Source organism: Rathayibacter oskolensis (genome assembly GCF_900177245.1).
GTDB lineage: Bacteria > Actinomycetota > Actinomycetes > Actinomycetales > Microbacteriaceae > Rathayibacter > Rathayibacter oskolensis.
Genome location: NZ_FXBM01000001.1, coordinates 1,543,148 through 1,560,884, shown reverse-complemented (window position 1 = coordinate 1,560,884; position 17,737 = coordinate 1,543,148). Strand labels below are relative to the sequence as shown.

Genomic DNA, 17,737 nt, shown 5'->3' with positions numbered 1-17,737 from the left:
CGACGCTAAGCGCCGATCTTGTGCTCACCGCGCCGCGCGCGGAGGAAGGCGAGCCGCTCCTCGAGCAGCTCCTCCAACTCGGCGCGGGTGCGTCGTTCGAGCAGCATGTCCCAGTGGGTCCGGACGGCCTTCTGCTCGCCCCGATCCACGACGACGGGCTTCGAATCCACCATCAGGATGGCTTCGTGGCCGCAGGAGCGGCACTCCCAGGTCTCCGGCGCCTCGGCGTCGGCTGAGAACACCATGTCGGTGTCGTATCCGCAATTCGAGCAGTGGTACTCGTACGTCGAACGCGGTGAGAAGACGACGCCTTCTTCGCTCTGCAGGCTCTGGGATCCGAGCCTCATGCCGCGCAAGCTTCGATCTGCCATTGTGTGGTCTCCTCTCGCTGTGCTCCGACCAGTGTCGACCGCGTACCTGGAGGTGGTCCCGGGCGCCCTGCCTTTGCCAGAGAACCCTCAGGTCGCGGCCGATTTCCGTGCGCGTCGTGCGGTCGCGCCGGTGCCGCTCCGGAGGTCGTCGACGGCCTCGCGAGCGAGGTCGGTGCGGTCGGTGATCAGGCCGTCGACACCCAGCCGGAGGAGCTCCCGCATCCGGTCGGGATCGTTCACCGTCCAGAGGTGGATCTCGCAGCCGGTGGAGCGCAGCCGTCGGAGGATGCGCGGCTCCGCGACGGCCAGACCGAGCACCCGTTCCGGGACCTGCAGGGCGTCGATCCCGTGGAGGGCGTACTCGATCAGGGGCGTCGCTCCGAGGTGGGCGGCGACCAGTGCGAGGACGAACCGGAGCGCCGAGGCGGACGTCGCTGCTCCGGGGAGGGCGCGCAGGGTCCGTGCTCGGCGCGCCTCCGAGAAGGAGGCGACGAGCACCCGGTGCTCGGCGCGTGCCTCCCTCACCGCGCGGACCGTCGGCGCGATCGCGTCGGCCGACTTCACGTCGAGATTGAACCGGGCCAGGGGGAGGAGGCGCAGGGCGTCGGCGAGCGAGACCGGGTGCTCACCACCGACGAGTTCCAGCTTCGAGAGCTCCTCCGCACGCAGGCGGTCGACGCGGTGACGGCGACCGCCCCGCTCGACGATCTCGCCGTCGTGCTGGAGGAAGGCGACCCCGTCGACGGAGCTGCGCACATCGGACTCGAGCAGGTCGGCACCGGCGTCGAGCGCGCGTCGGAAGGACTCGAGCGTGTTTCCCGGCCCGTCGAGGTCGAAGCCCCGGTGGGCGATCACGCGGGGCCGCGGCCCCGACAGGTAGGGGACGCGGCCCGGGTCGCTCATCGAGGGTGGGAGCGAGTCAGAACGACGGAGTCGGGGGAGTGGTCCCGGCGTCCTGCTGGTCGGTCGGTCGGGGAGCGGCGTTCTGCCCGAACGCCTGGCCGACGCCCTTCAGCGCCTCCGTCAGCTCGCTCGGGACGACCCAGAGCTTGTTGGCGCTGCCCTCGGCGATCTTCGGGAGGGTCTGCAGGTACTGGTAGGCGAGCAGGCCGCTGTCGGGGCGTCCGTCGTGGATCGCCTGGAAGACGGTCGTGATCGCCTTGGCCTCACCCTCGGCCCGCAGGACCGCGGCCTTGGCCTGGCCCTCCGCGGCGAGGATGGCCGCCTGGCGCTGACCCTCGGCGTTCAGGATCTGCGACTGCTTGGTCCCCTCGGCGGTGAGGATGACGGCGCGGCGATCGCGCTCGGCGCGCATCTGCTTCTCCATCGAGTCCTGGATCGAGAGGGGCGGGTCGATCGCCTTGAGCTCGACGCGTCCGACGCGGATGCCCCACTTGCCGGTGGCCTCGTCGAGGACGATGCGCAGCTGGCCGTTGATGTTGTCGCGCGAGGTGAGCGCCTCCTCGAGGTTCAGACCGCCGACGACGTTGCGGAGCGTGGTGGTCGTGAGCTGCTCGACCGCTCCGAGGTAGTTGGCGATCTCGTAGGTCGCGGCGCGCGCGTCGTTCACCTGGAAGTAGACGACCGTGTCGATCGAGACCACGAGGTTGTCCTCGGTGATCACGGGCTGCGGCGGGAACGAGACGACCTGCTCGCGGAGATCGATCAGGGGGCGCACGCGGTCGACGAACGGGACCACGAGGTTCAGACCCGGGAGGAGCGTCTTGTGATACTTGCCGAGGCGCTCCACGACGCCGGCGGTGGCCTGCGGGATGATGCGGATCGAGCGGAAGAGCACCACCAGTGCGAAGAGCACGATGGCGGCGACGATGACCGTCGTCACGATGGCGGAGGTGTTCACGAAGAGCTCCTTTCGGCAGGGACGACGACAGCGGTCGCGCCGTCGATGGCAGTGACGACGACGCGCTCGCCGACTCCGAGCGGGCGGTCCTCGACGAGCGGCGACAGCCGCGCGGTCCAGGTCTCGCCGTTGGCGAGCTTGACCTGGCCGGGACCGGAACCTGCGATCACGACGCTCCCGGCGAGTCCGAGGAGGGCGTCGGAGCCCGACGGAGTCGGATCACCGCCGCGCTTGAGGAGCCGGAGTAGCGAGGGCCGCACCGTGAACAGCAGCAGGGCCGCGAGCACGGCGGCGAACGGGACCTGGACCCAGAACGGCGCGCCCACGAGGCCGGTCAGCAGACCGCCGACGCTTCCGACGGCGAGCATCAGGAAGGTGAATTCGAGAGTGATCATCTCGACGATCACGAAGATCAGAATGAGCGCGAGCCAGAGGATCCACGCGTACTGGGTGACAGCATCCATTGCCGTTGCTCCTTCCCCACGATGAGCGACTTCACCGTAACAAGGCCCGCCGCGAGCGGGCTGGGAGGGGGAGCGCTAGGCTCCTCAGTCGGGCTGTCGCCCGTCATCGTGCCCGTTCCGGACCAAGCGCCGGCGTCCTGGAGGAACTCCTCGTGTCCAACCCCCTCGCTCCCGGTTCGCTCGACGGCAAGCGGATCCTCGTGACCGGCTCCTCGCGCGGCATCGGCGCCGACACCGTCCGCTACTTCGCCGAGGCGGGTGCCCGGGTGGTCGTCAACTACCGCTCGAAGGCGCCGCGCGCGAACAAGCTCGTCGATCAGATCGTCGCGGCCGGAGGCTCGGCCTTCGCGGTGGGCGCCGACCTCACCGATCCCGCGTCGCGCTCCGAGATGTTCGCGCGCATCGAGCAGGAGCTCGGCGGACTCGACGTCCTCGTCCTCAACGCCTCGGGCGGCATGGAGAGCGCCATGGGGGAGGACTACGCGATGGTCCTGAACCGCGACTCGCAGGTCGCGACCCTGGAGGCGGCGCTCCCGCTGCTCGGCGCCGGCTCGCGGATCGTCTTCGTGACCAGCCACCAGGCCCACTTCATCCGCACCACGCCGACGATGCCCGAGTACGAGCCGGTCGCCCTCTCGAAGCGCGCCGGCGAGGACGCCCTGCGCGAGCGGATCGCCGAGCTCTCGGAGCGCGGGATCGAGTTCGTCGTCGTCTCGGGCGACATGATCGAGGGCACGATCACGGCGACGCTGCTCGAGCGCTCCAACCCGGGCGCGATCAGCTCGCGCCGCGAGTCGGCGGGCAAGCTCTACAACGTCGGCGAGTTCGCGGCGGAGGTCGCTCTCGCGGCGGTCGAGCCAGTGCCGGCGGACAACACCCGCCTGGTCGGCGACACCTCGGACTTCGTCGCCGAATAGCGGGGAAACGCTCGGCGGGCGGCCCGGCACGACTCAGCGGCGACCGGAGTCGCCCGCCTGCGCAGGAGCGGCCGGGGTGCTGCCTCCGTGGCCCGTCGTCCCGGCGGGACGGTCGGGCGGCTCTCACGACGCGATGGGCGCCGTCGACTCCCGGACGATGAGCGCGGAGGCCAGCCGCACGGTCGGAGTGTCGACCGCTTCGCCGGCCGCGAGCTTGAGGAGGAGCCGGGTGGCCTCGGAGGCCATGCTCGCGAGCGGCTGGCGGACGGTGGTCAGCTGCGGACTGACCCACCGGCAGAGATCGACGTCGTCGAAGCCGACGACCGACAGGTCCTCGGGGATGCGGATGCCGCGATCCCGGGCCGCCAGGTAGACACCGTAGGCCTGCTCGTCGGAGCCGCTGATGATCGCGGTGGGGCGGTCCGGAAGGTCGAGCAGCTCGCCGCCGTACCTCTGACCACCGCTGATCAGCGAGTCGCCGTGTCGCACCAGATCCTTCTGCGGCGCGACATCGGCGCGACCCAGCGCGCTCATGTACCCGTCGAGACGGTCCTGGTGGCACTCGAGCTCCATGGGCCCGGTGACGAACCCGATGCGCCGATGCCCGAGGGCGAGCAGGTGCTCGGTGGCCTCTCGACCGCCCACCCAGTCGGTCGCTGAGACGGTCGCGAACGACTCGGTGTCGTTCCCCAGCGGGTCGATGGCCACGACGGGCAGCTTGAGCTTCGCGAGTCGCTTCCGCGCGTCCGGCGTCCACTCCGACACGACGAGCACGATGCCGTCCGATCCGCGGGAGGCGATGCGATCGATCCAGTCGGGCGCGCCCGCCGGCGTGCTGTGCGTGACGTTGAGCACCATGTCGACGCCCGCGCGCGCCGCCTCGGCCTGAGCCCCCCGGAGGAGCTCCGTCGCCCACTGGGTCTCGAGGCTGGAGACCACGAAGTCGATCAGCGACGCCGTGCGCTTCGTCTTGCGCCGGGCGTAGCCGAGATCCTCGATCAGCTGCTCGATCTCGTTGCGCTTGAGGGGGGAGATGCCGGGCTTGCCGTTGAGGACACGCGACACCGTCGGTATCGAGACGCCCGCGGCCTCGGCTATCTGCGCGAGTGTTGCGCCGGAATCAGCCACGAGACCCCCCTTGCTCCGCGTTCGTCCTGGTCTTGACGATGAGCTTCACGCTACTTTACACTGCAAACCGTACGCAAGTTGCGTTGTAACTTGCAGGTAAGTTGATCGCGAGTCACCCGAGGCGGGGACTCCGCACCTGTATCCCATGAACACTCCGCGACGACGCGGAGCTTGGAGGAGTAGCTCGATGTCGAAGAAGACGTTCGGACGGCAAGGCGGTCTCGCGATGGTCGCGGCCGGCATCCTGGCGGTGTCGCTCGCGGCCTGCAGCGGTGGAGGAGGCACGAGCGATCCCGGCTCCGCCACAGAGGGATCGATCACCTGGTGGGGGTGGACGCCGGACAAGCCGCTGGCGGACAAGCTCATCGCCTCGTTCAACGAGGAGTACCCGGACATCGAGGTGGAGTTCGTCTCGAAGCCGATCGACAGCTACGACTCGGTCCTCGGCCCGGCGATCACCTCCGCGGACGGCCCGGACGTGTTCAACGTCGCACCGGGCTCGGCCAACGGCGGAGTGGAGACGTTCCAGGCGGGTGCCATCGATCTCGCTCCCGCTGTCGAGGCGGAGCTGGGGTCGGACTGGAAGGACAAGCTCGCGGCGTCGGGCGTCGAGGGCCTCGCCGTCGACGACAAGGTCGTCGGCCTCTCGGCAGGTGCCGTCTACTCCGGGAGCATCTGGGTCAACCAGGACATGCTCGACGAGGTCGGCGTGACGGCGCCCACCACCTACGACGAGTGGCTGCAGGCGTGCCAGGCCCTGGAGGCCGCAGGCAAGGGATGCTTCGTCCAGGGCGCCGGTCAGTGGGCGTTCGACATGGACACCTTCGAGGCGATCATGCAGAACATCGAGCCGGGCGCCTACGCGAAGGCCTCCCTCGGCGAGATGGACTACACGGATCCTGCTTTCGAGCAGGGGATGGAGATCTGGAAGAGCCTCTTCGACGACGGCATCATGCAGGAGGGGGCGATCGGGCTGCAGCAGTACCCCGACGCGAACAACGCCTTCATGTCCGAGAAGTACGCGATGATCATGATGGGCAGCTGGTACACGCAGTACACCGTGCGCGACGCGATGGTCACGGCCATGGAGGCCGCAGGCGTGGCGAACCCCGAGCCGTTCACGATGGTCCCGATCCAGTTCCCCGACGTCGCGGGCACCGGGAACGTCGGCGAGATGTTCGGCGACGCCGACTACGGACTCGCGGTGAGCACGAAGTCGGACGCGCAGGCAGCGGCCACGACCTTCGCGGTGTGGCTGACGACGTCCGAGGCCGGCCAGACGGCGGTAGCGAACACCCTGAACGACATCCCGTCTCTGACGGGAGTGCAGCCCGACTGGGACAGCATCGACCTCGTCGCCCCGGATGCTCAGCTCGACGCGCTCAAGGAGTACACGGCGACGGCCAGCGAGGCCACCGACCCCCGCTTCGCGACGGTCAGCGCCGATCTCAACACGGCCTTCCGGGACGCGCTCATCGGCGTCGCCTCCGGTGACAGGACCGTCGATGAGGCCCTCGAGGGCCTGCAGTCCGTCTCGGACGCCCAGAAGTAAGACCCACCGCGTGCCGTGGGTGGTCCGTGCGGATCACGTCCGAGCGGACCACCCACGGCACGGCATCAGGCAATGGAGCTGACATGACAACGGCCATCGCGAGATCCGGCGCGGGAGCGCCCGACAGCGCCGCTCGAGGCGTCGAGCCCTCCCCGGGGCGACCGCGGAAGAGGGTGATCTTCGGCCCCGGGATGATCTGGATCCTCCCGGCGATCATCCTGGTGCTGGGCATGATCTACTTCGCGATCGGCTACACCGGCTACGTCTCGACCCTCGACTGGAACGGATTCATCCTCAGCCCGTCGGAGTCGGTGGGCGCGGCCAACTTCGTGCAGATGTTCCAGGACGACGTCTTCTGGCGCGCGATCTGGCACACGGCGATCTTCTTCGTGGTCACCTTCGCAGTGCAGACGGCGATCGGCTTCACCTTCGCGGCGATCATGCACTCGAGGATCCGTCTCGCGCCTCTCTACAAGGTGCTGATCTTCGTGCCGACCGTCCTCGCGCCGGCGTCCATGGCCCCGGTCTTCCGAGCGATCTTCGATGTCGAAGGCCAGTTCAACTCGATCCTGCGCACCGTGGGACTGGGCGATCTCGCCCATCCCTGGCTCGCGGATCCGGCGACCGCGATGCCCGTCGTCATGGCGATCACCGTCTGGCAGTGGACCGGACTCACGTTCATCCTCTTCTACGCCGCGATGGCCCAGATCGAGCCGGAGGTCCTCGAGGCGGCCCGCATCGACGGTGCGAGCAACTTCCGCTCGCTCGTCTCGATCGTCTGGCCGATGTGCAAGGGCACCACGATCGCTCTCGCCACGCTGGGCATCATCGGGGCGCTCAAGACCTTCGACGTGCCCTACCTCGTGACCAAGGGCGGTCCGAATCACGCGACCGAGTTCCTGGGCACGTACATCTACCAGACGATGGTCGCCGAGAAGCACTTCGGATACGCCGCCGCCATCTCGATCGCTCTCCTCGTCCTCGCGGTCGGTGGCGGAGTGCTCATGAACCTCCGGCGCCGCGCCGACGAGAGCTGAGGCCGTCGTGTTCGAACTCCGATCGATCCGCTCCCGCATCGGCGTGCAGCTGCTCGCGACCGTCATCGTCATCCCCTACCTCTTCGCCCTCGTGGCGATGGTCCAGGGCTCGCTGGCCGGACAGGGCTGGGGAAACTACGTCAAGGTCTTCGCGACCGGTGTGGTCCCCGTCTACTTCCGGAACTCGATCATCGTGGCGGCCTCCACCGTCGCGCTGGTCTACGTCTGCACCATGCTCGCCGCCTTCGGGTTCGCCAAGCTGCGCATCCGCGGCAAGGAGGTGTGGTTCTGGCTCCTGATCGCCGCTCTGACGATGCCGGAGGCGGTGCTGCTGACGCCCCTGTTCGTCACGGCGTCGACGCTCGACGTGTACAACGAGCTCATCGCGGTGATCCTGCCGCTGGCCGCTCTCCAGATCCCCTTCACGGTCCTGCTCGCGCGGAGCTTCTTCGCCGGGATCCCCTCGGAGCTGATGGACGCAGGGCGAGTCGACGGAGCGGGCATCGGGAAGGTCTTCTGGTACATCGTCCTGCCGCTGACCCGGCCGATCGCCGGCGCGATCGTGGTGCTCACGCTGATCAACAGCTGGAACGCGTTCCTCCTCCCGCTGCTCATGCTCAACGACCCGGACAAGCAGGTCGTCACGCTCCTGCCCTCGTTCTTCACCAGCCAGTACACGAACGACCAGACCGGCGTCCTGGCCGCAGCGGTGATCACCGCTGTGCCGGTCATCGTCGCCTACCTCCTCCTCCAGCGCTCGTTCGAGCGCGGCCTGGCCGCCGGAGCGCTCAAGTGACCGCGGCGAGCGGGAGCCTGAGTGGGAAGCTGGCCGTCGTCACCGCCGGTACCGCCGGGATCGGTCGGGCCGTCGTACTCCGCCTGGTCGCTGAGGGGGCCGACGTCATCGCGACGGGTACCAGTGCGGAGCGCGCGGAGGCGCTCCGTCGCGAGACCGACGGCTCCGTGCGCACCGTGGTCGGAGACGGCTCGCGGCTCGAGCATCTGGAGTCGCTGGCGCGGGCCGTCGGCGAGGACGGTCGCGGAGTCGACATCCTCGTCGTGAACGCGGGACGGGACGTCGAGGCGACGCCGATCGTCGACACGACGCCGGAGATGTTCGACCACGTGAGCGATCTGAACTTCCGCGGGGCGTTCCTGACCTCCCGCGCCATCGTCCCGCTGATGGCGGACGACGGGCGCATCGTCCTCGTCTCCTCGATCGCCGCGCACAACGGCGGTGCGGGACACGCCGTCTACAACGCGACCAAGGCCGCCGTGCGCTCCCTGGCGCGCACGCTGACCGCAGAGCTCGCCGACCGTCGCATCCGCGCCAACGCGGTGAGTCCCGGCCCGATCGCGACCGCCGGCTTCGACAGGTTCACCGGAGGCTCCGTCGCCGTCGAGCAGGCGGTCGCCTCGCAGATACCGGTGGGGCGCATCGGCCGGCCCGAGGAGGTCGCCGCAGCGGTCCTCTTCCTCGCGAGCGACGAGTCCAGCTTCGTCGCCGGCGCCGAACTCGTCGTCGACGGCGGGATGAGTCAGATATGACCACCCGTTCTCCGTACCCCTGCACGATCCCGTCCACGAAAGAGAAGGTCCGAGATGACTGAGCCCGTGAAGTTCGCTGTAGTGGGGACGGGGTGGCGGTCGGAGTTCTACCTCCGCCTGGCGAACGCTTCGCCCGCGAGGCTGCAGGCGGTCGCCGTGGTGGCGAACTCCGCCGAGGCCGAGGCGCGGATGTCTGCGAGATGGGACGCTCCTGTCGTCCGGACCCTGGAGGAGGCGCTCGCCCTCCGTCCGGACTTCGTGATCGCCGCCGTCTCGTGGTCGTCGATGCCGACCGTCACCACTCGCCTCGTGGAGCTCGGGATCCCGGTGCTCGCCGAGACTCCGCCCGCGCCGACGGCCGACGGGCTGCGCGAGCTGTGGTCGGCCGTCGGCTCGTCGGGCCGCGTGCAGGTGGCGGAGCAGTACATGCTGATGCCGGGTCACGCGGCACGGAAGTCGGTGATCGACAGCGGCGCCATCGGTGCTCCGACAGCCGTTCAGGTGGCCTCCACGCACCTCTACCACGCGACCAGCCTGATGCGCGGGTTCCTCGGAGCAGGCATGGCGGAGGCCGTCGTGAGCGCACGCGCCTTCACCGCTCCCCAGGCCGACCCGCTGACCTTCGACGGCTGGCGCGAGGACCCGACACCGGAACCGCGCACCACCACCATCGGCACGCTCGACTTCGGCGACGGTCGGATGGGCCTCTACGACTTCGTGGACAACCAGTGGTGGAATCCGCTGCTGAGCCGGCGGATCGTCATCAGGGGCTCGCTGGGCGAGATCTCCGACGACACCGTCACGCACCTCACCGACGAGGGAGTCGTCGTCTCCCCGATCTCCTACCGCCGCACCGGCGTCGACATGAACCTCGAGGGCAACGAAGTGGTGTCCGCCTCCTTCGAGGGCCGGTTCGTCTGGAGGAACGCCTGGATCGGCACACGACTCTCCGAGGACGACCTCGCCGTCGCCGACTTCCTCGAGGCGACGGGGCGGTGGGCCCGCGACGCCGGGCCGGAGCCGTACCCGCTCGCGGAAGCCTGCCAAGACCACCTCCTCGGTCTCGCGATCGAGGAGTCCGTACGAACCAGCGCCGATGTGCGCGTGAGCAAGGAAGCGTGGGCCTGATGCCTCTCGTCACCATTGAAGTAGCCGACACCGTCTCGGTGGAGAAGAGGTTCGCCTACGCGGAGGCCGTCAACGCCGGTCTCGTCGAAGGCCTGGGCATGGATGCGGAGGACCGCTTCCAGGTCATCCACCCCCTGCCCGCCGACCACATCATCGCCGACGCCCACTACCTCGGCGGGGACCGGCGGGACGTGGTCTACGTCCGCGTGCTGATGGTCCGCATGTACGACCAGGAGGCGAAGTCGGCGATGTTCGAGGCCGTGGCCCGGCGGCTCGAGGCGGAGGGGGTGCGCCCGGACGACGTGTTCATCGCGATCACCGAGAACACGCTCGAGGACTGGTACCCCGGGGCGAGGGGCGAACGATGACGGTCGCTCCGCCGCACGACGCGACGACGCGGAGGTTCATCCGTGCCTGATCTCTGCCATCGCACCCTCACGACGGACGTCCTCGTCGTCGACGACCAGGGCCGGCCCGTGCCGGACGTGGCCGTGACGACGACGCAGCTCGCTCACGCGTTCGGCTTCGGCAACATCGGATTCGACTTCGTCGACTGGCTGGGAGGCCCTCCGCTGGCCACCGGCGGCGACGCGTCGCAGTTCTTCGGCGGCCGGCTCTCGTCCGACCCCCGGATGCTCGCGGACGCGTGGCTGGAGGTGTTCAACACGGTGACGCTGCCCTTCTACTGGCGCGGGTTCGAGCCCGAACGGGGGCGTCCCGAGACGGCACGCCTGAAGAAGACGGCGGAGTGGTTCGCCGAGCGGGGGGTGCGGGTGAAGGGACATCCGCTCGTCTGGCACACGCTGGCGCCCGAGTGGCTGCTCCCGCTCGACGACGCGGAGGTCGAGGAGGTCCTCCGGGCCAGGATCCGCCGCGAGGTCGCGGACTTCGCCGGGATCGTGGACCAGTGGGACGCCATCAACGAGACCGTGATCATGCCGCGCTTCACGGCGGAGGCGAACGCGATCACCGGTCTCGCGACACGTCTCGGACGCGTCGGGATGGTCGCGCTGGCGTTCGAGGAGGCGCGCTCCGTCGGAACGGCGGGCCGCTTCGTGCTCAACGACTTCGACCTCTCGAGCGACTACGAGCACCTCATCGAGGACTGCCTCGACGCGGGGATCCCGATCGACGCCATCGGGCTTCAGACGCACATGCACCAGGGGTACCGGGGGGAGGACCGGATCAGCGAGGTCCTCGAACGGTTCTCCCGCTTCGGGCTCCCGTTGCAGATGACGGAGACGACCCTGCTCTCCGGTGATCTCATGCCGAAGGAGATCGAGGACCTGAACGACTACCAGGTCGAGTCCTGGCCCAGCACCGAGGACGGCGAAGCCCGTCAGGCGGACGAGCTCGTCCGCCACTACCGGAACGTCCTCGCGCATCCCGCGGTCGAGTCGCTGACCTACTGGGGTCTCACCGACGACGGCGCCTGGCTGGGTGCTCCGTCCGGTCTGCTGCGGCGCGACGGGAGCAGGAAGCCCGGCTACGACGCGCTGCACGACCTCATCCGCCGCCAGTGGTGGCACGACGGGACCACCGCGAGGACCGGAGCGGACGGGCGGGTGCCACTGCAGGGGTTCGCGGGGCGGTACCGCATCGCGGCCGGAGGCGCCTCCTCCGAGGTGGAGCTGGCGGCGGGCAGCGGTCCGATCACGGTCGTGGTGGAGCGATGACCATCGAAGCGCACGAGGAGCTCGTGCACGCCGCCGCCGGCACGCGCATCGTCGAGGACCGCGTCCTCGCGGCTGCGGGTGCGGTGCCGGCGGCGCTTGCGTCGTCCAGGGCCGAGCGCGCGCGCTGGCTCACGCGGATCGCTCTGCGGCTCGACGAGGCTCGTGACGACCTGGTCGCGGTGGCGGAGGGGGAGACGCACCTGGGTGCGGACCGGTTGAGAGGCGAGGTGGCGCGCACGAGCGGCCAGTTGCGCCTGTTCGCCGAGGTCGTCGAGGAGGGCTCCTACCTCGAGGCGTCGGTGGACGTCGCCGGCACGATCGGCGGCGACGGCTCGCAGGAGATCCGACGGTACCTGCGCCCCCTCGGCGCGGTCGCGGTGTTCTCGGCCTCGAACTTCCCGTTCGCCTTCTCGGTCGCCGGCGGCGACACGGCGTCGGCACTCGCGGCGGGCTGCCCGGTGGTCGTGAAGGCGCATCCCGGGCATCCCGAGCTCTCGCGACGGACGGCTGCCGTCGTCGATCGGGCGCTGGAGGAGGCGGGTGCACCGCGCGGCGTCTTCGACCTGGTGGAGGGGCGTGCGGCCGGGCTGGCCCTCGTCGCCGACCCGCACGTGCGCGCCGTCGCCTTCACCGGCTCGCTCCGGGGCGCCGAGGCGCTGATGAGCGCGATGTCCGAGCGCGAGGAGCCGATCCCGTTCTTCGGAGAGCTCGGCAGCGTGAATCCCGTCGTGATCACCCCCGGAGCGGCGCACAGCCGCACGTCCGAGCTCGCCGCGGAGCTCGTCGCCTCGTTCACGCTGGGCGGCGGGCAGTTCTGCACGAAGCCCGGCGTGGTCTTCGTCCCGGCGTCGTCGACGTTCGCCGATGCGGTGACGGAGCGGGTCGACGCCCTGCCGAGGATGACGCTGCTGACCGAGCGCATCTCGGAGTCCTTCACCGAGTCCACGCGCCGGGTGGAGTCGGCGGGCGACGTGCGTGCTCTCGCTCGCGGATCGGCGGACGGGGTGCTCGCGCAGTCTCCGGTGGTCCTGACGACGACGCTCGACGACTTCCTCGAGCACAGCGATCTGCTCCTCGAGGAGTGCTTCGGGCCGTCGACCCTGCTGGTGGAGTACCGCTCCCCGGACGACGTCGTCGCGGCGCTGGCGCGGGTGAGCGGCTCCTTGACCGCCACGGTGCACAGCGAGCCGGGCGAGGACATCGACGGGCTGGTCGCGCTGATGGCGGAGCGCTCCGGCCGCGTCGTCTTCGACGGGTGGCCGACCGGTGTCAGCGTCACCTGGGGGCAGAACCACGGGGGACCCTGGCCGGCCTCGACCTCGCAGCACACCTCGGTGGGAGCGACCGCGATCCGCCGCTTCCTCCGACCGATCGCCTACCAGGGGGCGCCCCAGCGCGTCCTGCCGGCGGATCTCACCGACGCGGGCCTCGCCCGCCTCCCTCACCGCCGCGACGGCAGACAGGTCCCTCGATGAACGACCAGGGCTCCACACCTCCGTCCGGCCTGGGCCCGGTGATCAGGACGGGCCGACCCGTCCGCAGCGCCCAGTGGTACGGCGGCGACGACCGGAACACCTACCTCCACCGGGCGTGGATGCGGCGAGGCACTCCCGACCACGCGTTCGACGGCCGGCCACAGATCGCCATCGCGAACACCGCCTCCGACCTGTCGCCGTGCAACTCGCACCTCGACGAGGTCGCCCAGAGTGTGAAGAACGGCGTGTACGAAGCCGGCGGCATCCCCTACAACCTTCCCGTGATCTCCCTCGGAGAGACGACCGTCCGGACCACGGCGATGCTGTGGCGGAACATGGTCGCGATGGCTGCGGAGGAGCTCTTCCGGGCCAACCCCGTCGACGGCCTGGTGCTCCTCGGCGGGTGCGACAAGACGATCCCCGCGCTGCTGATGGCCGCCGCCAGCGTCGGGATCCCGGCGATCGTCGTCCCCGGAGGTCCGATGCTCAACGGCACCTTCCGCGGCAGCCCGCTCGGCTGTGGCACCGACGTCTGGCGGCTGAGCGAGGAGGTGCGGGCGGGCCGGCTCGACAGCGACTACTTCGTGCAGTCGGAGTCGTCGATGATCCGCAGCCGCGGACACTGCAACACCATGGGAACCGCGTCCTCCATGGCGTGCGTCGCGGAGGCTCTCGGCATGACGCTGCCGGGTGTCGCGGGGGTCCCCGCCTCCGACAGCCGGCTGCTGCAGTTCGCCCACGCGACCGGGAACCACATCGTGACGATGGTGGGGGAGGAGCGGACGCCGGCGGACGTCATGACCAAGGCGGCGTTCCACAACGCGATCGTCGCTCTCGCGGCGATCGGCGGTTCGACGAACGCCGTGGTGCACCTGCTCGCGATCGCGGGCCGGCTCGGCGTCGACCTCGACCTCGAGGACTTCGACCGCATCGGCGCCGACGTGCCGCTGCTCGTCGATCTGCAGCCGGCCGGTGCGCACCTCATGGAGGACCTGTTCCGGGCGGGCGGGTTCCTCGCCGTCATGAACGAGGTGAGGGCGATGCTCGACCCGACCGCCGTGACGGTGCTCGGCCGGCCCTTCGTCGAGGAGCTCGCCGGGCACGAGGTCTGGGACCGCGAGGTGATCCGACCGGTCGATCAGCCGCTCCTCGCCGCCGCCGGGATCGCCGTGCTCCGCGGGAACCTGTCGCCCACCGGCTCGATCATCAAGCCGGCCGCCGCCACCGCGGCCCTGCTGCACCATCGAGGCCCGGCGGTCGTCTTCGACTCCGTCGAGGACATGCACGCGAGGATCGACTCGCCGGAGCTCGACGTCACCGCCGACTCGGTCCTGGTCCTGCGCGGGTGCGGCCCGCGCGGGTACCCGGGCATGCCCGAGGTGGCGAACATGCCGCTTCCCAAGCGCCTGCTCGACGCAGGCGTCCGCGACATGGTCCGCATCTGCGACGGACGCATGAGCGGCACGGCCTACGGCACGATCGTGCTGCACGTGACCCCGGAGTCGGCGGTCGGCGGAGCCCTCGGGCTGGTCCAGGACGGCGACCTCATCGAGCTCGACGTCGCGTCGCGCTCCCTGACGCTCCTCGTGGGCGACGAGGAGCTCGCCTCCCGTCGGCAGCCCGCCGCCACCGTCGCCGCGTACGCGACACCCGTGCGGGGCTGGGAGCGGCTCTACGTGGACCACGTCGAGCAGGCCGAGCGGGGAGCCGACCTGGACTTCCTGACCGGCTCGACCGGTCCCGACGTGATGCGCGAATCCCACTGAGCCCGTGAGAAGACCGAGCTGTGAGAAGGAAGAGACGATGACGCGGACGACCAGACGGGGACCCCGATGAGCACCCGGGCGCGCGCAGCGGTGCTGCGGGAGTTCGGAGCGCCGCTCTCGGTGGAGGAGATCGACATCAGCGACCCCGGTCGGGGCGAGCTCCTGGTCGAGATCGAGGCGGCGGGCGTCTGCCACTCCGATCTGCACTACCTCCGCGGCGATCTGCGCTGTCCGCTGCCGGTGGTTCCGGGCCACGAGGGTGCGGGGCGCATCATCGGCCTCGGGCCCGATGTCCGCGAGGGATTCGAGGTGGGGGACCGGGTGGCGCTGCTCTGGCGCCCCAACTGCGGCAGGTGTCGGCAGTGCGTCGCGGGCAGGCCGATCATGTGCGAGTCCGGCCCGATCCAGGCGGCGTCCGGTGGCCTCCTCGACGGCACGAGCCGCCTCAGCCGGGACGGCGAGACCATCCACCACCTCCTCGGGGTGTCGTGCTTCGCCGAGCAGGTGGTCGTGCCCGAGCGCAGCGTGGTGCGCGTTCCCGACGACGTCCCCGCGGAGATCGCGGCGATCGCCGGCTGCGCGGTCATCACGGGAGTCGGGGCGGTGCTGAACGTGATCGGCGCGTGCCTCGGCGATGCGGTCGTGGTGATCGGCGCCGGCGGTGTCGGCCTCTCGGCCGTCATGGGCGCCCGAGCCGCGGGCGCGAGCACCGTCATCGCGGTCGACGTCGACGACAGTCGGCTCGCGCTCGCGACCACACTGGGTGCGACGCACGTGGTCGACGGCGCTCGAGGCGACACGGCCGAGCAGGTCCTCGCCCTCGTGCCCGGCGGGGTGCCGTGGGTCGTGGAGGCGGTGGGCCGGGCGGAGACACTGGCGTCGGCCGTGGCCGTGCTGCAGCCGGGAGGAACAGCGATCGCCGTGGGACTGGGCCGGGTCGGGCAGCGCTTCGACATCGGCATCAACGATCTCGTGCAGAAGCAGAAGCGCGTGGCCGGGTCGCTGTACGGGTCCTCGATCCCGCAGCTGGACCTCCCGAGGATCTTCGACCTCTACCGCAGCGGCGCACTGCCCCTCGATCTCCTGATCGGCGAGCGGTTCACCCTCGATGCCATCGACTCGGCCTTCGACGCGCTGCAGCACGGCAGCGTCGGGCGCTCGATCGTCATCCCCGCCCAGGGCGCGACCCGATGAGCTCGTACGCCATGTACCCGAGCCTGGTCGACAGGACGGTGGTCGTCACCGGCGGCGCCTCCGGCCTGGGCGCCGAGTTCGTCCGCCAGTTCGTCGCTCAGGGGGCGCGGGTGGGGTTCGTCGACCTCGACGCCGAGCGGGGCGAGGATCTCGCTCGCGAGCTCGGCGAGGGCGTGCGGTTCGAAGCGTGCGACGTCCGCGACGTCGCGGCCCTCGAGCGCGCCGTCGGGCGGCTCACGGCCGATCTCGGCGCCGCCCATGTGCTCGTCAACAACGCGGCGAACGATGCGCGCCACACGATCGAGGACCTCGATCCGGAGTACTGGGACGACCGCATGGCCGTGAACCTCCGGCACCAGTTCTTCGCCGCGCGACTGGTGTCACGGCAGATGCTGCGCGCCCGGGCGGGCTCGATCATCAACCTCGGGTCGATCAGCGCCCACATCGACCTCGTCGACCTGGTCGGCTACATCACGGCCAAGGCCGGGATCGAGGGCATGACGCGCGCTCTCGCGCGCGAGCTCGGTGCCGGGGGAGTGCGCGTCAACTGCGTGATCCCCGGGTGGATCATGACCGAGCGGCAGCTGCGGCACGTCGTCACCCCGGAGGCGGAGCTGCACATCGACGAGAGCCAGTGCCTTCCCGGCCGCCTCGTGCCGGAGGACGTCGCGCGTCTCGTCCTCTGGCTCGCCGCGGACGACTCCGCGATGTGCACGGCGCAGAACTGGGTCGTGGACGGCGGCTGGCTCTGAGCCGGCCTCAGTTGTACGCCACGTCACGAGCCGTCGCCCGGGGAGCGTTCTCGGGACGGTAGGAGAGAGCGACCGTGCTCGAGTCCTTCCAGGTGCGCACTCCGAGCAGCGTGAGGTCGATCCGGGGGAGTCCGGTGAAGGCACGGGCGTCGCCTGCGACGATCTTCGGCCCGACGAGCAGGTGCATCTCGTCCACCAGGCCGTGAGCGAGCAGGTCCGTCCAGAGGGTGCGGCTGCCGAAGACGAGGATGTCCTCGGCCTCGGTCTCGCGCAGCCTCCTCAGATGGGCGTGCGCCTCCGGGCGCGAGACGATCTCGGTGCGGTCGCTCCACACGGTGACGTCGGCGCGGGTCAGGCTGTCGGACACCACGGTGATGCCGAGATCGGTCGCGTACCGGGAGGCGATGTACCGGTCTTCGGGGATCGCCTCCTCGTTGTCGACCTGGTGGGGCCAGTACTGCATCATCCCGACGTAGCTCCTCGCTCCGAACAGCAGACGGCTCGCCGAACGGACCCGGTCGGCGTTGTGCTCGGCGAACGCGAGGTCCATGGGCATCTGCGACACGTCACCGCCTGAGCCCTCGGTGAAGCCGTCGATGCTCACCATGCTGCTGACGACGATCTTCCCCATCTGATCCTCCTGGTCCGCCGAGAACGCCGGAGACTCCGGCTCCACCCAGCGTCGCGCCTCCGGGGGATCCGATCAACAGTGCCCCTGCGCCGGCCGGCTTCCCGTCGAGCAGATCGCATCGACGGAGGGTTCCCCAGGTGGTGGCGGCAGCGCGGAGTGGAGTGGGCGAGGAGGCGATTCCTGACAGTTGTTCCGAGGTAGACCGGCCGATCCAGTTGCCGTCCTTGTCGAACAAGA

The 17,737-nt window shown here is 70.0% G+C and carries 18 protein-coding genes; 12 read left to right on the top strand and 6 right to left on the bottom strand.

Annotated features, from left to right (window positions below; translation table 11 throughout):
- Positions 1–5: 5 nt before the first annotated feature.
- The 4 genes from B9Y99_RS07480 to B9Y99_RS07465 form a co-directional block, all read right to left on the bottom strand.
- On the bottom strand, positions 6–371 hold the full coding sequence (locus tag B9Y99_RS07480; protein ID WP_056042689.1) for an RNA polymerase-binding protein RbpA: 366 nt from the start codon (positions 369–371) through the stop codon (positions 6–8).
- Between the two features lie 87 nt (positions 372–458).
- The gene (locus B9Y99_RS07475; RefSeq protein ID WP_085475870.1) at positions 459–1,274 is read right to left on the bottom strand and encodes a glycerophosphodiester phosphodiesterase family protein; all 816 of its coding nucleotides are present in this window, start codon (positions 1,272–1,274) and stop codon (positions 459–461) included.
- 16 nt (positions 1,275–1,290) lie between these two features.
- Positions 1,291–2,232: an SPFH domain-containing protein gene (locus tag B9Y99_RS07470; RefSeq protein WP_085475869.1), complete on the bottom strand. Its 942-nt coding sequence runs from the start codon at positions 2,230–2,232 to the stop codon at positions 1,291–1,293.
- Positions 2,229–2,696: an NfeD family protein gene (locus tag B9Y99_RS07465; RefSeq protein WP_085475868.1), complete on the bottom strand. Its 468-nt coding sequence runs from the start codon at positions 2,694–2,696 to the stop codon at positions 2,229–2,231. Before B9Y99_RS07465 ends, B9Y99_RS07470 begins: the two co-directional genes overlap by 4 nt.
- Positions 2,697–2,848: 152 nt before the next feature.
- On the opposite strand from B9Y99_RS07465, the gene B9Y99_RS07460 reads away from it, so the two are divergent.
- A complete protein-coding gene (locus tag B9Y99_RS07460) occupies positions 2,849–3,613 on the top strand; it encodes an SDR family oxidoreductase (RefSeq protein WP_085475867.1) in 765 nt (254 codons plus the stop codon).
- Between the two features lie 123 nt (positions 3,614–3,736).
- On the opposite strand, the gene B9Y99_RS07455 is transcribed toward B9Y99_RS07460, so the two are convergent.
- Positions 3,737–4,741, bottom strand: a complete 1,005-nt coding sequence (locus tag B9Y99_RS07455; RefSeq protein ID WP_085475866.1) for a LacI family DNA-binding transcriptional regulator — start codon at positions 4,739–4,741, stop codon at positions 3,737–3,739.
- A 187-nt stretch (positions 4,742–4,928) separates the two neighbouring features.
- Between B9Y99_RS07455 and B9Y99_RS07450 the strand changes: the two genes are divergently transcribed.
- From B9Y99_RS07450 to B9Y99_RS07400, 11 genes are all read left to right on the top strand, one after another.
- Positions 4,929–6,293: an ABC transporter substrate-binding protein gene (locus tag B9Y99_RS07450; protein WP_165759558.1), complete on the top strand. Its 1,365-nt coding sequence runs from the start codon at positions 4,929–4,931 to the stop codon at positions 6,291–6,293.
- An 83-nt stretch (positions 6,294–6,376) separates the two neighbouring features.
- A complete protein-coding gene (locus B9Y99_RS07445; RefSeq protein WP_085475864.1) occupies positions 6,377–7,330 on the top strand; it encodes a carbohydrate ABC transporter permease in 954 nt (317 codons plus the stop codon).
- 7 nt (positions 7,331–7,337) lie between these two features.
- A complete protein-coding gene (locus B9Y99_RS07440) occupies positions 7,338–8,126 on the top strand; it encodes a carbohydrate ABC transporter permease (RefSeq protein ID WP_085475863.1) in 789 nt (262 codons plus the stop codon).
- Positions 8,123–8,878 carry an SDR family NAD(P)-dependent oxidoreductase gene (locus tag B9Y99_RS07435; RefSeq protein WP_085475862.1) on the top strand — a complete coding sequence of 252 codons (756 nt, stop codon included), beginning with the start codon at positions 8,123–8,125 and terminating at the stop codon, positions 8,876–8,878. The genes B9Y99_RS07440 and B9Y99_RS07435 overlap by 4 nt, the downstream gene beginning before the upstream one ends.
- Before the next feature lie 54 nt (positions 8,879–8,932).
- The gene (locus B9Y99_RS07430) at positions 8,933–10,006 is read left to right on the top strand and encodes a Gfo/Idh/MocA family protein (protein WP_085475861.1); all 1,074 of its coding nucleotides are present in this window, start codon (positions 8,933–8,935) and stop codon (positions 10,004–10,006) included.
- Entirely contained in the window at positions 10,006–10,374 is a 369-nt protein-coding gene (locus B9Y99_RS07425; RefSeq protein ID WP_129587934.1) for a tautomerase family protein, read from the top strand. The genes B9Y99_RS07430 and B9Y99_RS07425 overlap by 1 nt, the downstream gene beginning before the upstream one ends.
- A gap of 42 nt (positions 10,375–10,416) precedes the next feature.
- Positions 10,417–11,682 (top strand): endo-1,4-beta-xylanase, encoded by a 1,266-nt coding sequence (locus tag B9Y99_RS07420; RefSeq protein ID WP_085475859.1) that lies wholly within the window; start codon positions 10,417–10,419, stop codon positions 11,680–11,682.
- Entirely contained in the window at positions 11,679–13,157 is a 1,479-nt protein-coding gene (locus B9Y99_RS07415) for an aldehyde dehydrogenase (NADP(+)) (protein ID WP_085475858.1), read from the top strand. The genes B9Y99_RS07420 and B9Y99_RS07415 overlap by 4 nt, the downstream gene beginning before the upstream one ends.
- Complete coding sequence (locus B9Y99_RS07410; RefSeq protein WP_085475857.1) at positions 13,154–14,923, top strand: IlvD/Edd family dehydratase; 1,770 nt, start codon at positions 13,154–13,156, stop codon at positions 14,921–14,923. Before B9Y99_RS07415 ends, B9Y99_RS07410 begins: the two co-directional genes overlap by 4 nt.
- A gap of 66 nt (positions 14,924–14,989) precedes the next feature.
- Complete coding sequence (locus B9Y99_RS07405; protein WP_208856895.1) at positions 14,990–16,117, top strand: zinc-binding dehydrogenase; 1,128 nt, start codon at positions 14,990–14,992, stop codon at positions 16,115–16,117.
- The gene (locus tag B9Y99_RS07400) at positions 16,114–16,869 is read left to right on the top strand and encodes an SDR family NAD(P)-dependent oxidoreductase (RefSeq protein ID WP_085475856.1); all 756 of its coding nucleotides are present in this window, start codon (positions 16,114–16,116) and stop codon (positions 16,867–16,869) included. Before B9Y99_RS07405 ends, B9Y99_RS07400 begins: the two co-directional genes overlap by 4 nt.
- Positions 16,870–16,876: 7 nt before the next feature.
- Here B9Y99_RS07400 and B9Y99_RS07395 read toward each other — a convergent pair whose 3' ends face one another.
- Entirely contained in the window at positions 16,877–17,500 is a 624-nt protein-coding gene (locus B9Y99_RS07395; protein ID WP_129587933.1) for a dihydrofolate reductase family protein, read from the bottom strand.
- Between the last annotated feature and the right edge of the window lie 237 nt (positions 17,501–17,737).